The sequence below is a fragment of the Chryseolinea serpens genome (assembly GCF_900129725.1).
In the GTDB taxonomy this organism is placed as follows: Bacteria; Bacteroidota; Bacteroidia; order Cytophagales; family Cyclobacteriaceae; genus Chryseolinea; species Chryseolinea serpens.
In genome coordinates this window covers 1,202,871-1,216,588 of sequence record NZ_FQWQ01000002.1, presented here as the reverse complement: position 1 = coordinate 1,216,588, position 13,718 = coordinate 1,202,871, and the positions used below count along the sequence as shown (strand labels likewise).

Genomic DNA, 13,718 nt, shown 5'->3' with positions numbered 1-13,718 from the left:
TAAGGGGACAACGATCGTCGTTACGGAAGCGGAATATACTCCTCCGACTCGACATATTCGTCAGGCTCAGGAGGGCGCGGTTCTCCAGGTTTTACCCGGGCGTCGATGCGGGCGATGAGCCCCAGCATGGCCATAAAGAGAATGGAGAGCACCTGGGAAATGAAGAACACTTCCTGGGGATAAAGCCCGACGATCATCATGAAGAAAACCGTGAGCGCAATGACGACCACGGATCGCCACACCGGGTCGCGTGTTTTGAAATAGATGGAAACACCGTACCCGAACATGATCGCAGAGATGGTACACCACAGGAGCAACCCGACCCAACCGGTCTCGATGGCAATCTTCACGTACTCCGAGTCGGGCGGGAATGAACCGATGAAGGTGTTGGGGGAATACTTCATCCCCAGATACCCCGTGCTACCCAACCCAAAGCCTATGGGATTGGCACGGATGTAGGCCCGGATGGTAGCCTGGTTTCTCAAACGCACTGCCATAGACGGATCGTCGGTGACGGAGAACGCCGTGCTCATCACATACAATGCTCCGGAAGAAGGACCGACCACTACCGCAGCGCCGATAAGAATAAAAACGCCCACGGCCATGAGCACTTTGCGATGCAACGTGATGGCGGCAAAGATCACCATACCCACCGGCAACATGATCATGGCCGTACGCGAACCCGTGTAGAGCATCGACCAAAAACAAACCAAACACGTGACCACCGAGAGAAGGCGCAACCTCAATTTCGTTTCATAAAAGAAAACAACGAACGCAGCGACACCCGTGATGGCCATCACCATCCCAAACTCGGAAGGGGAGAAGAAGAACGAGAATTTGCGCAGACGGCCCCAGGTGAACAAGGCACCATACAAGTTTTCATCGCTGCTGGCCCAGGCATAGTCGAAGGAAGGTAAGCCGGCAAATTCCTGGAACAGTCCGTAGAGCCCGCAAAGCAGCCCCAACGAAAACCAGCCGATATAGAAAGCGTGAATGTCCTTTTTGCTATCGATCGAACCGTAAACAATAAAGAACGCCGAGATCAGCGGGATGTATCCACGCAAGGCCAGCGCGCCGGCCACGCGCGAGGTGGCGGCAGGATTGAGCAATTGGAGAAACAGGTAAAAGACCCAGAGGGAAAGCAAAATGCCCGGCAAAGTTTTCAGACCGCCGATCCGCCCGTTGAGGGCAAGGGTGAGCAAAATGACAAAACAAAGTCCCTGGATGGCCTCGCCCACCGGTATGCCGAACAGCCCGAAGGCCTTGATGAAAAACGGTATCAGAAAACTGCTGGCCAGCAGGAAGAATATATTATAGCGGGGAAACCGGTAAGAGATATAAAAAACAGAAACGAACCCGATGATGCCGATGACCACCACATTGATGACAATGCCAAAAAGATTCGTGAGCAACAGGATGCCGACGTTGAGCGCAATGAGCAGGATGCCCATGATCCACGAATTCCGGATGGAAAAGAGACGATCAGGCATTATCCAAAAAGTATTTTATAGAAAAAGAATAAGGACGTGACCGCGCCGAGCACGATCAGGCCAACCTTGTGAATTTTCTCGAAGCCGATTTTATTTTCATTATCGTCGTCCATGCGCTAAAGTATTTTTAGGCGTTCGGATCAAAGATAGCGAATTTGACGCTTTCCCACGATTGCCCGGAACATGGTTTCGGATGGCCATTCCGCCGCCGGCATGGGTTGGACACCTCGGATCGCGGATCCCTACAGGGTGCTGCGGGTCTTGGAGGAAAGCAGGTTGAGCACCGCCTTGGGCCAATCCTTGTTCATGAACGGCTTCTCGAAGAGCAGGTAGGCGATCACGCTCACGACAAACACCAGGGGCAGGAAAATAAGGGCCTGCACAAACAAGTTTACCTCGTAATAGTTTGTGATCTGCAAATTGCGCGTCAGGATCATCAGGAACTCGGCCAGCGGCAAGTGAACGAGATAGATCGTGTAGCACATTCCACCGATAGACATGATCCAACGGTTGGTGACAAACCGGTTCGCATAGTTGCCGCGGAAAACGGAATAAAAGAAAACAAAGAAGAGCACGGCTTCCGCCAGGCGATCGGGGAAATTGAATTCCCAGTCCCAGATCAGGATGACCAATACCAGCGATGCCAGCGCCAGGAAATCGAAAATCGTGTTGCGCCGGGGACGCACCTTCCAATCCACCAGGTAAATGTCGGTCAGGATAAAGCCGATCAGGAAATAGTGAAGGTATCCCAACACCGTGAGGTAGTAGGGCAGCCGGAAGAATTCAAAGTACTGCTGCACCACCATAAAAAGAAAAATGAACGCGGTTACACAAATGCGTCGCGTCACCTTGTTGCGTATGGAGAAAAATCCCCAGGCGAGGAAGGGCGCCAGCACATAAAACTGGACTTCGACCTCCAGCGTCCACGTGGCGGGGTTGATGAGCGACCAACCCTGGTAAATAAGGCCGTGGGTGTAGGTGATGTTGGCAAAATAATGCGGCAGGTATTCAGCAAAACTTTGGTGTTTGAAAATAACAAACGCCACAAACATGATGGACATCCAAATGATGTAGGGCGGTTCCAGGCGGGTGAGCCGGCGGATATAATAGTTCTTCAGCTTCATTTCCGTTTGCCCCGCCAGACGTTTGGCCGCAAACGGTAGCGCCAGGATAAAACCACTGATGATAAAAAATACATACACGCCGATAAATCCCCGTGTGGCCACAAAGGCCAGGACATTGTCCTCCACCGGGCTGGAAAACTCGATGATCGTATTGCGTACAAAACGTTCGTGCAGGTGCTGGATGAGAACCGTAAAAATGGCAATGAAACGAAGGCCGTCGATTTCCCGGATAAGCTCAGCACCGGTGGTGATCCGTTTGAGCCGATCGGGCAATCTGTTCAAAATTTCAAACATTGACGCAAGGGTAGTTTTATCAGCTTAAAAATAAACGTTCATTCTTGATTTCTCCCTATTGACCAACCTATTTCTAGCGAAAATGTGGAATTCAGGTAAGGCCCTGGCCGAAACAGGACAATCACTGTGTCTTGTCTGGTGGAGGAGTCGAAGGTTGAGGGCTCGTGCTTCAGAGCGTGTTTCGGTAGTGTGCCGGGAAGTTTAAGTTTATTTTAAAAATCAAGAGCATCATCGTAACGAAGCGGATGTCGGATTTTTATGGTCCAGGTTGGTTGGTAAATAAAAGGCTTGGATCAGCGGGCATCATCCTCCAGCACCAATTCCGCCGACTCCACGACGATGCGGACAAATGACGTGTCCGTGAACGTGTCTACCAGCCGTCGCTGATACGCCAATTCCTGTCCTGGTTTTACCGGCTCGACAATGGTAAAGCGCGTGACGCGTGTAGCGTCGGCAGATTTTCCATAGGTGACCAGCAACACAACATTCTTGTACGTGGTCAGCGATGCCGTGTTCCGGATCCGTCCGTTGATGATGGTTTGACGGATCGGATTTTTCTTCCACGTGTGCTGATGATGAAGAAACGCCTTGATGTTCCGCGCCTCTTCTTCATAGATGGGATTGTTCCTTTTGCGCCAAGATGCAAAGCCCACATCGGTGACTTCGCCTTTGGTTACGGTTTTCTGTCGCGTGTGAAAGGTGGCGTGTTCGTGGGTGGTGACCAACACTTCACTTTCCGGCTCTCCGGTTGCGGCAAATTTTACTTTTCCTTCGGTCACGGAAAGTGTAGTGAGCGTATCCTCAGCCTTCACGTTGAACGACGTGCCCAACACGCGCGTGGTGGTGGCGCCGGTGATCACTTCGAACGGGCGGTTCGCATCGGGAGTCACTTTAAAGTAGCCCTCGCCTTGCAACGTCACCCGCCGGAATTCGCCGTGAAAGGCTTTGGTGTAGGAAAGCCGGCTATGAGTATTCAACCAAACCCTGCTGCTGTCCGGCAGATAAAAACTGGCGACCTGGTCCCCGGTTGTCCGTTCGAATTCAACGGCAGGATTCAAATGGATGTAACCGTACACCGAAAGCATGACGACAAGGATGCAGGCCGCAACTCTCCAGAGCAACCTCCGGCCGGGAAAAGCATGGCTATTTTTTGAGTGGGCTGCTTCTTCTTTTTTAATGCGCTCCAGGAGACGTACGAGTTCGGTCTCGGTGTCGGGATGATGGAGGACAAGTTTTTTGCCCGAGTTTTTCCAAAGGGCCTTTGCTTCCTGGAAGATGCGGCGATGCTCTTCCGATTCCGCCAACCAGAATTCCAGCGCCAACCGCCCGCCCTCATCCAGCTCGTTGGACAAATAAGCGATGATGGCGGCTTCCTGGGAATGATGGTCGTTCATACTTGTACTTTCTACACGTCTTCTCTCATAGCACGCCACATGGCAGGAACCCCCAAGCGGCTCCCGGAAATAATCACAGTGACAATAAATAATAGCATACCCAACCGACCAGGGCCAATGCTGCAAACGATTTCAGGGTAATAAAAGGCTTCAATGCCACGCGAAGCTTTTCCAGGGCAATGCCCATTTGGTTCTCTACGGTTTTAGGCGAAAGGCGCAGCACGTCGGCGATCTCCTGGTATTTCATGCCCTCCTGGCGGTTGAGCATGTAGATCGTTTTGCATTGGGGCGGAAGATTGTCGATGGCCTGCCGGACGTGGTGTTCCAATTCCGTGAATTCCACGCGGTCTGTCCCGGGGTGGGCGTGGAGGGTGTCGTCGGTTACGTGGTCGTGCAGGCGAAGGATCTTTTTCTGGAACCGCAAGTGATTATAGGCCGTGTGGGCGGTGGCTTTAAAGAGATAGTGTTTGATGGGGCCATCCAGGTCGAGGTGGTCGCGGCCGGCCCACAGTTTTGCAAAAACTTCCTGCACGATGTCTTTGGCGGCGTCCGGGTCGTTCACCAGGTTATAGGCCATGTTGCATAGTTCCCGATGATGCTGCCGGAACAGGTCCTGAAAATTCTTTTCGGAGAGGTCTTGCATGAGGGTTCGGGCTGAGCGTTTAAGGCCGGCAGGTTTTCCCAATCCTGGATAAGATTAGTTCTATTTTGGGAAAATCAGTTTTCTTTTGGTCTGGGTTGGGGGTTGAATAAAGCTGGCGTGCTATACCACTGAACCCAATAACCTAGACCATGAACGACCCTTAACTCAATCACCGGTACCCGGTACAATTTTTGAACCTGTTTGTAACGACAGGTGAAGACGACACCCGATTTTGATTAGAAGCCCAACCCTACTACGGCCGCTAATTAAAAGAAACCCAAATGGAACAACTCATTCGTAAAAGAGACTTGATAACACTGCTGGACGGCCGGGAGGCCAAGGTGCTTGAGCTGATCACGCAAACGCCGGCCAAAGTGTTTAAAGTGGAGATCACCGCCGACAAGCATGTCGAGTATTTGGATGAATCGAAACTCAAGTTGAAAAAACAACACGTGATCAACAAGTGGAAAGACATGATCCGTTAGCCCTTAGCAGTATGTTGCACTCCGATCCTTAACCCGGACGAATGTAACATCGTGGTAGCCCCGCACGGTTTTCCGTGGCGGGGCTTTTTTGTGGATCAGAAAAAAAGGCGCAAAGAAATCGGTAACGCAAAAAGCTTCTTGCGCTCACTGGCTTCTCAGTGCCTTTGCCATAAAATATACGAAGAGCGGATAGCCCGAAGGGATCACTTCTGCAAGATCAACCAGCTCAACGCGTCAGTATACGAGTTAAAAGATTTTACGATACCGGAGGAAGGCATCGCCTTCTTGGCCGATAGTTCAGAAAAGATGTTGGGAGAAAAGATCCACGCAAAGTGGTTGAGACCATGCTCGATCATTTGCGGGAACCACACCGTAGCCGTCCACTCGGCTGCTTCTTGCCAAGGCCCGGTCACTTGTGAATTGTCGTTCAATACCTTGCTCACTTTCTTTTGCTTCAGCAAGTCAAGGATAATGAGACCGGACTTCATGATTGACTCCTTGTTCTGGAATCCAAGCCAGTTACAGTAGAGATACTTGTGTTCGGGGTCGTAACTGATTTCGAGATTCTTCTGTTTGGATAATGACTGCATAATTTTGGGTTTGGGTTGCGGCTAATAACATAATGGCCAATTGACGAATGAAAGTAATGAAGATAGCCGATGTAACACAAACATCAAAAGCATGCCTGAAAAAATTGATCTTGGATTGGGATGGTCGAGTGCGAGGAAGCTCCGGAGGTGAGGTCAAAACTCCACAACTTCCATCTGAACGCGCGACGCATTTTCAGGAACGGCTATGTTACAACTGTAGTCTCTGATAGAATAAGGACACCACACCCCGGTATAAACGGAAGTCATACCCGTAATAATACCGACTGCATCCAGCACCTGCACGTTCGTCAACGGAACTTGCAACCCGAGCCCATGCATCTTAAGCAAGCTTTCTTTCTTTGTCCACAAGGAAAAGAAAGATTCGATCGTGTTGGGAGCTTTCATAAGGAAGGACCACTCGCTCTCGGTGAAGCTTGATTGATATTCCTCCAGCGGAACATCGCGGATCTTTTCAACATCAACGCCCACAGGACCCTCATCCGAAACCAGACAGATCACCAAGTCGAACGAATGCGTGATAGAAAAATCCAACGGCAACGAGAGACGGGGTTTACCCTGATGATCGGAAGTGAGGTGTAACTTTTGAAGCGAAACTTGTTTTTTTTGCAGGAGACACTGCAGCAGCCATCGTCCGATCAGACTGTTAAGTAACTCACCTTCAAACACGTATTTCGTAGTGGGCAACAACACGGGCGCGATTTTCTTTTTAAGCGTTTGAAGGCCTGGCATTTCTGAAAAGTCTCTTTTGTCATAACATGCGCCGGTGATCATATCGCGTAGTGAGTGGTGTTCTGCAATGGTTTGGGATGGTCATTGATGCACCCCTGATTCCGGGGAGTACACAGAAAAAAATACTTGGATTGCGCGCAATTTTCGAAAAAGGTTTTTGGGTAATGTTTCAAGGGTTGTTCAAAAGTATGCAGGAATACTTCATGGTACATTCGATTATTATTTCACGATAGCAAGATTTTTTATGAAGACATCTCATCACAACCAACCATCCTCTGTTATGAAAGAACCCATCGCCATCGTCGGCATGTCGTGCCGTTTCCCCCACGCCGAGACCCTGCAAGCTTTTTGGAAACTGCTCAGCGAAGGTAGGGATACCATCACAGAAATACCAAAGTCGCGGTGGAACAACGATGACTACTACGACTCCGATCCACTCGCCCAGGGCAAGTCACACCAACGCCATGCGTCCATGCTGGAAAACATCCATGACTTCGACCCGCTGTTCTTCAACATCTCGCCAGCGGAGGCCGCGGAGATGAACCCTTCCCAAAAGCTAATGCTGGAGTTGGTTTGGGAAGCCGTCGAGAACTCGACCATCCCCGTCCAATCCGTGCAGGGAAAGAAGGTCGGTGTGTATGTCGGCAACATCTGGAACGACTTCGAACATTTGCGTAAACACAAGAATGCCCCGGTCACCTCACATTCGGCCGTGGGCCAATCGTCGAATATTATTGCCAACCGCGTCTCGTTTGCCTTCGGCTTCACGGGTCCCAGCCTGGTGATGGACACGGGTTGCTCTTCGTCGCTGGTAGCACTCCACCTGGCCTGTCAAAGTTTGTGGGACGGCAGCACGGAGATGTCGTTTGCCGCCGGCATCAACCATATCCTCGACCCCGACCAAAACGTTTTGCTCGCCAAGTTCGGAGGGCTCTCCAAAAAAGGAAAGTGCAGCACCTTCGATGAAGCCGCCGATGGCTTTGTGCGCGGCGAAGGTGCCGGCGTGCTGTTTCTGAAACGACTCTCAGACGCCGAGCGCGACGGCGATACCATCTATGCCGTCATCAAAGGTTCGGCCATGAACAACAACGGCTACAACGTAAACCTGCCCGCCACCAGCATTGAAGGCCAGAAGCAAGTGTTGCGCGAAGCCTATGCGGGCTCGGGCATTGCACCCGAAGACGTACATTATGTAGAAGCCCACGGCACGGGAACCAAATTGGGTGATCCCACAGAGACGCGCGCCTTGGGAGAATTTTTCGGCCAGCGTCGCACGACCAAACTTCGCGTAGGTTCTGTGAAAACAAACATCGGTCACCTGGAAGCCGCCGCCGGCATGGCAGGCCTGATCAAAGTGGTGCTCGCGATCCGGCATAAAATGCTCCCCCCAAGTCTGAACTTTAAGAATCCCAACCCGGCCATCGCATTTGAAGAATTGAAAATTCAAGTGCAAAACGAACTGGGTCAATGGCCGACCAGCAACGGTGAAAAACTGAGAGCCGGCATCAACTCCTTCGGCTGGGGTGGCACAAACGCGCACACGGTCATCGAAGAATACAGGCCCATCGTGGTGCAGTCCGTGCCCACGCATCGGGTCACCAACCGTTATGCGCTGCCGCTGTCGGCCCGCTCGCAAAAAGCATTGAAGTTATACGCAAAAGAATATGCCGATCGCATCCAGGCGGGCAACGAAGAGGCGTTCGCCAATCTTTCCGTGGCTACGGCGTTGCTGAAGCCGGGCTTCGACTTCCGCGTCCTGCACACGGGCACCAGCAAAGAAGCGGTGTTGAGCAGCCTGGAAGAATTTTTGAAAGATGACCAGGAGTTGACTCCCGCGGCACCGCTGTCGGCGCGCGAGAAGGTGGTCTTTGTATTTCCGGGTCAGGGTTCACAATGGCTTGGCATGGGCAGGGAACTGATGCAAAAGGAAACGGTGTTCCGCCAGGCGATCGAAGCCTGCGACAAGGCCTATCGTCCTTACACCGACTGGTCGTTGCTGGAGCAACTTCAATCGACAGACAACAACGGTCGCTGGAATGAGATCAACGTGATCCAACCCGCCATCTGCGCGATTCAAATTGCCCTGGCCAAATTGTGGATGGCTTGGGGTGTTCGCCCGCAGGCTGTGGTTGGTCACAGCATGGGGGAAGTGGCGGCCGCGCACATCGCGGGGACCATCAGCCTGGAAGATGCCGCCAACATCATTTGCACCCGCAGTAAATTAATGAAGCGCGTCAGCGGCCAGGGCGGTGCCATGGCGGTGACCGAACTGGATCAAAACGCTGCCACGGAAATGATCCAGCGCTACCCGGGTCTGTCGGTCGCCGTATCGAACAGCCCCAAGTCCACCGTGGTGGCTGGAGATAAACAAGCCATCGATCAACTCTTGCAGGAATTGGAAAGCAAAGGTCTCTTCGGTCGGTTGGTAAAGGTTGATGTGGCCTCCCATAGTCAGCAAATGGATCCGTTGAAGGAAGAGCTTCGCGTGGCACTACAAGGCATCACGCCACGCGAAGGCGGGATCGCCCTGTACTCTACCGTGCAGGCACGACAAATGGAAGGAAGAGAGATGAATGCGGAATATTGGGTGAGCAATCTCCGGAACACCGTGCAGTTCTCTACGATCATGCAACAATTGATGGACCGCCAGCACGTCGTGTTCATCGAAGTGAGTCCGCACCCGGTGCTGACCAACGCCGTCAACGAATGTGCAGAAGCTGGAAAAATGAAGGTCATCACAGTGCCCTCGCTTTTCCGCGAAAAACCGGAACAGGAATCGCTTCTTAAAAATCTGGGTGATCTTTATGCCAAAGGGTTCGATGTGTGCTGGAAAGATTTTTACGGTATCGCCAAGGCGCCCATCGTTTCCCTTCCGGCATACCCGTTTCAACGGGAGACCTATGCGCTGGAAGATCGCTCAGCCGAGCAACGCGACAAAAACACCGGCCTGCGTTTCCCGTTGTTGGGCCAATCGATCACACTCGCCGGGCTGGACGAAGTGCGGTATTGGGAATCGCAGATCGGTCTCGGTAAATATCCCTATCTCGCCGATCACCAGGTAAACGCTACGCCTGTATTTCCAGGCGCCGGCTACGTGGAGATCATCCTCGAAGCCGCCCTTGAAATTCACGGGGCTGGCGTGCCGATCATCCGGAAGCTCAATTTCATTCAATCCATCAACCTGGTGGAGGGTGAACTCAAGCGCGTCCAGTTGCGCATGGTGGAAAACGAGAACGGTCGCAATGACTTTAAATTCTTCGCCCGCGGCAGTGCGGACGATAAGTCGGGATGGACATTGCTGGCGGAAGGTGTGCTCACCATGTACACCGGCTCACTCATCCATACGGATCGTTTTATCAACACGACCTCAACGACGGTTTCTTCCGTCGATACAAAAGAATACTATCGGTCGCTGCAAGGTCTTGGCTTGCAGTATGGAAAACATTTTCAGGGACTTCAAACCTTGTCGATGGAACGCCGGGGTGCCAATACCTACGTGTCGTTTGAAGTACAGCCCGAAGAAAGCATTCGTCAGAATGCGAGCCGCTATGCGCTGCACCCGGCCTTGCTCGACGCCTGTTTCCAGCCGCTGTTCCTCACCATCGCACAACAACCCGATGCCTCTTCCGACCGGACCACGTTCCTCACCTCGGTAGACGAAGTGCAACTCCTTGGACAAATAGATTACTCCCAACCCGTTCGCGGAGAAGCCCGGCTCTACCCGGCGCGCACCGACAGCGAACGCGGCACGATCACGGTGAAAGCCGATCTCATCATCTTCGGCAGCCACGACAACGTGGTGTTGAAAGTTTCAGGCTTACAAGGCAAGATCCTGGACGCCGACCTCATCCGCCGCGAAAGCGAAAAGATCAAGAGCTGGTTGTATGACGTCGAGTGGAGCGAGCGCGCTGTGGAAAAGAAAAACACCAAACCGGAAATGCAGACGTGGCTTTTGTTCGGCGATGTCTACGGACTGAGTTGCATTCTCCTGGAGAAAATGGAAGCCGCCGGCATCCGGTTTATCCACGTCACCCCCGACCGCGAATTTGGCAGGGTGGAAGATGGATCGGGCTTGCTGCAATATAAACTCGACTATGCGGATAAAGACGGTTATGCGCGATTGGCCAAAGACCTGGCGCACCATGTGCCGGTTTTGGATGGCGTGTTGCACATGGGCGGAATCTACTACCCTTCCAGCGAGCGGGAGCTGACTTCGGATGAAATGGAGGCAGAGCAAGTATTCGGCAGCATCAGCGTGTTGTACGCCCTTCAAGAAGTGATGGCGCATCAAACGTCGGCGCCGAAACTCGCCGTAGTCACCAACGGTATGCAGGTGGTGGGCTCCGACAAACATCAACCCCAGGTCGTCCACGCGGCGTTGTCGGGCCTGCTGCGGGTGGTCAGCAATGAGTTGCCCCAGTATGAAGCCAAACGCTACGACCTCAGCTTCAACCCGATGATGGAAGAGCTGGATCAGGTTGTTCAATTGATCAAGGAATCCGACAGCAACGACCGCGAGATCACTTTGCGTGGCCGGGTGCAGTTCGCGCCGCGGTTGAAGGCATTGTCCAACACGGCCACCGCCGCCAAGGCGTTGCAAGCCCGCTATTCGGATCAGGGCACTTACCTCGTCACTGGTTTCAGAGGCTTGGGTTTTGTTTTCATCGAATGGATGATCCGTCGTGGCGCCCGGAACTTTGCGCTCCTGAGCCGCACCGGTAAAGCACCCGATAGCGTTCTCACGAAGATCTTGGCCTACCAGTCGCAAGGATGCCGCTTCACCACATTCCAAGCCGACGCGAGCCATGCCGACCAATTGCAAAATGTGCTGGAAGAAATCCAAAAATCCATGCCACCCCTGAAAGGTGTTATTCATGCTGCCGGTGTCATCGAAGCAAAGTCCATCGACAAGATCTCGGAGATTGAATTCATGGAAACGCTGGCGCCGAAACTGAAGGGAGCCTGGAATCTCCACCTGCTGACCCAACACCTGAGCCTGGATTGTTTCGTCCTGTTTTCATCGGCATCATCGCTGATCGGATTGAGCGGACAAGCCAGCTATGTAGCCGCCAACAGTTTCCTGGATGTGCTGGCGCATCGCCGCAAGCAAAAAGGCCTTACGGCACAAAGCATCAACTGGGGCGTGATCAAAGACGTGGGCATGGTTGCCAATGAAAGTGAGCTGGAGAAATATGCACGCGCCGAAGGGTTCGAACCCATCGTGATGAAAGAAGCGATGGAAGTATACGATACCATTGCCGCACAGGACTTCACGCAGATCGGCATTATGAAAATTGACGCGGTGCAAATGGGTTCGTATTACTCGACGATGGCCCGTACGAACTACTTCAAGGGTTTGCTGGCAACCGATAAATCGGCCGATGCAGAAAAAGAAGTCAGCTTCCTGGAAACCTTCGGACGCATGACAGACGCTGGCGAACGCAAAGAAGCGTTGGAACAACTCATCACACGCCATGTCAGTAAGATCATCAAGATGCCGGCGGCGCGCATCAACGCTTCCATGACTTTCAAAGGATTGGGTGTGGATTCGCTCATGGCCATTCAGTTGAGAAACCTGTTGGAGAAGAGTGTGGACCTGAAGCTTTCGGTAGCCATGTTCTGGTCGCATCCCAGCATTCGCGAATATGCGCTCTATCTTTTTGATAACCTTCGCCCACAAACGGCGGAACAGCGACTAATCATTGCCCTGGAACAACAGGACGCCGCCGCCGAGGCCACGGTGGACAATCGTTGGTTCGTCACCACCCGCGTGAACGATAAGGCTATACGCCGACTCTTCTGTTTTCACGACGCCGGCGGAAATGCTTCGCTCTATCACGATTGGGAAAACCGACTGGGCGATGGCGTGGAGGTGGTATTGATAGAGCTTCCCGGCCGCGGCATGCGTTGGGCCGAGCAACCGTATCGAAAACTGGAAGATCTGCTGAAAGACATGATGCCCGTGCTGCTTACCAAAATGGACAAACCGTTCTCGTTCTTTGGTCACAGCATGGGAGGCCTCATCGCCTTCGAAGTGATCCGTTCCCTGCGCCGCCTGAACAAGGCCTTGCCGGACAAGCTGTTCGTGTCGTCCACCCCAAGCCTGTTCTCCTATGACAAAGGGCAAGTGGATCACCAACTTTCCGACGCAGACCTGGCCGCGATGTTCCCTCACGTATCCATCGAAAACAGCAAGGACGCCGAACTTCAACAGATCCTCATGCGCATCTTGCGCGCCGACCTGGAATTATTGAATAATTATCAATATACCGCAGAAGAGCCCCTCCCGGTTTCTATTGTCGGGTTCCATGGCGAAGACGACGCACGCGTCACCCGTCACCAGGTGGAGCAGTGGCAGAACGAGACCACAAAATCTTTCCAATTGGTTTCACGCCCCGGCGGGCACCGCTACATCGAACATGAGGCGGTGTTTGTGACGGCCACGATCCTGGATTCCATTGGCGATGAAGAAGCTGTGTTGTCTGTTAACCAACCTTCTTAATGCCATGAAAGAATCTGTAAAAGATAAGGTAGTGGGTACCTGGAAACTGGTGTCGTGGACCTATGTGAATGAAAAGAACGAGTTGATCGATTACTTCGGGAAAGAGGCCACGGGCATTTTAATGTACGACATCGCGGGCAACATGAACGCCCAATTGATGAAAGCCGGCCGTGTGCCCTTTGCCTCTGACTCCATTAATAGTGGCACGGCGGAGGAATCGAAGCATGCATTTCACAGTTACCTGGCGTACTTTGGAAAGTATTACGAACGCGCCCCGGGCGAAATCATTCACTTTGTGGAAGGAAGTCTATTTCCGAATTGGATAGGGATGGAGCAACTGCGCTATGCGGTGCTCACGGGCAACGTGTTGCAGGTGAGCACACCGCCCGTCCCAACCCAAACCGGCGAAACGGTGTTTACGGTAACCTGGGAGCGAGTCGTTTAAG

The 13,718-nt window shown here is 52.6% G+C and carries 9 protein-coding genes; 3 read left to right on the top strand and 6 right to left on the bottom strand.

The window, feature by feature from the left end; genetic code table 11:
* Window positions 1-20 precede the first annotated feature (20 nt).
* The 4 genes from BUB30_RS19040 to BUB30_RS19025 form a co-directional block, all read right to left on the bottom strand.
* Entirely contained in the window at window positions 21-1,490 is a 1,470-nt protein-coding gene (locus BUB30_RS19040) for an O-antigen ligase family protein (RefSeq protein WP_073136952.1), read from the bottom strand.
* 242 nt (window positions 1,491-1,732) lie between these two features.
* Entirely contained in the window at window positions 1,733-2,908 is a 1,176-nt protein-coding gene (locus BUB30_RS19035) for an acyltransferase family protein (protein WP_073136951.1), read from the bottom strand.
* Window positions 2,909-3,201: 293 nt separating this feature from the next.
* The gene (locus BUB30_RS19030; RefSeq protein WP_073136949.1) at window positions 3,202-4,302 is read right to left on the bottom strand and encodes a FecR family protein; all 1,101 of its coding nucleotides are present in this window, start codon (window positions 4,300-4,302) and stop codon (window positions 3,202-3,204) included.
* 73 nt (window positions 4,303-4,375) lie between these two features.
* Entirely contained in the window at window positions 4,376-4,945 is a 570-nt protein-coding gene (locus BUB30_RS19025; protein ID WP_073137425.1) for an RNA polymerase sigma-70 factor, read from the bottom strand.
* Window positions 4,946-5,226: 281 nt separating this feature from the next.
* On the opposite strand from BUB30_RS19025, the gene BUB30_RS19020 reads away from it, so the two are divergent.
* Window positions 5,227-5,430 carry a hypothetical protein gene (locus BUB30_RS19020; RefSeq protein ID WP_073136946.1) on the top strand — a complete coding sequence of 68 codons (204 nt, stop codon included), beginning with the start codon at window positions 5,227-5,229 and terminating at the stop codon, window positions 5,428-5,430.
* Between the two features lie 203 nt (window positions 5,431-5,633).
* On the opposite strand, the gene BUB30_RS19015 is transcribed toward BUB30_RS19020, so the two are convergent.
* Both BUB30_RS19015 and BUB30_RS19010 read right to left on the bottom strand, forming a co-directional pair.
* Window positions 5,634-6,020 (bottom strand): hypothetical protein, encoded by a 387-nt coding sequence (locus BUB30_RS19015; RefSeq protein ID WP_073136944.1) that lies wholly within the window; start codon window positions 6,018-6,020, stop codon window positions 5,634-5,636.
* Window positions 6,021-6,173: 153 nt separating this feature from the next.
* On the bottom strand, window positions 6,174-6,770 hold the full coding sequence (locus tag BUB30_RS19010) for a 4'-phosphopantetheinyl transferase family protein (protein WP_073136942.1): 597 nt from the start codon (window positions 6,768-6,770) through the stop codon (window positions 6,174-6,176).
* A 280-nt stretch (window positions 6,771-7,050) separates the two neighbouring features.
* Here BUB30_RS19010 and BUB30_RS19000 point away from each other — a divergent pair, with 280 nt between their 5' ends.
* Complete coding sequence (locus tag BUB30_RS19000; protein WP_073136938.1) at window positions 7,051-13,272, top strand: type I polyketide synthase; 6,222 nt, start codon at window positions 7,051-7,053, stop codon at window positions 13,270-13,272.
* 4 nt (window positions 13,273-13,276) lie between these two features.
* Window positions 13,277-13,717, top strand: a complete 441-nt coding sequence (locus BUB30_RS18995) for a lipocalin-like domain-containing protein (protein ID WP_073136936.1) — start codon at window positions 13,277-13,279, stop codon at window positions 13,715-13,717.
* Window position 13,718 lies beyond the last annotated feature (1 nt).

Bases quoted from the DNA above. Each gene is read 5' to 3' on its own strand.
- BUB30_RS19040 (WP_073136952.1), bottom strand. From the start codon at position 1,490: ATGCCTGATCGTCTCTTTTCCATCCGGAATTCGTGGATCATGGGCATC.
- BUB30_RS19035 (WP_073136951.1), bottom strand. From the start codon at position 2,908: ATGTTTGAAATTTTGAACAGATTGCCCGATCGGCTCAAACGGATCACC.
- BUB30_RS19030 (WP_073136949.1), bottom strand. From the start codon at position 4,302: ATGAACGACCATCATTCCCAGGAAGCCGCCATCATCGCTTATTTGTCC.
- BUB30_RS19025 (WP_073137425.1), bottom strand. From the start codon at position 4,945: ATGCAAGACCTCTCCGAAAAGAATTTTCAGGACCTGTTCCGGCAGCAT.
- BUB30_RS19020 (WP_073136946.1), top strand. From the start codon at position 5,227: ATGGAACAACTCATTCGTAAAAGAGACTTGATAACACTGCTGGACGGC.
- BUB30_RS19015 (WP_073136944.1), bottom strand. From the start codon at position 6,020: ATGCAGTCATTATCCAAACAGAAGAATCTCGAAATCAGTTACGACCCC.
- BUB30_RS19010 (WP_073136942.1), bottom strand. From the start codon at position 6,770: ATGCCAGGCCTTCAAACGCTTAAAAAGAAAATCGCGCCCGTGTTGTTG.
- BUB30_RS19000 (WP_073136938.1), top strand. From the start codon at position 7,051: ATGAAAGAACCCATCGCCATCGTCGGCATGTCGTGCCGTTTCCCCCAC.
- BUB30_RS18995 (WP_073136936.1), top strand. From the start codon at position 13,277: ATGAAAGAATCTGTAAAAGATAAGGTAGTGGGTACCTGGAAACTGGTG.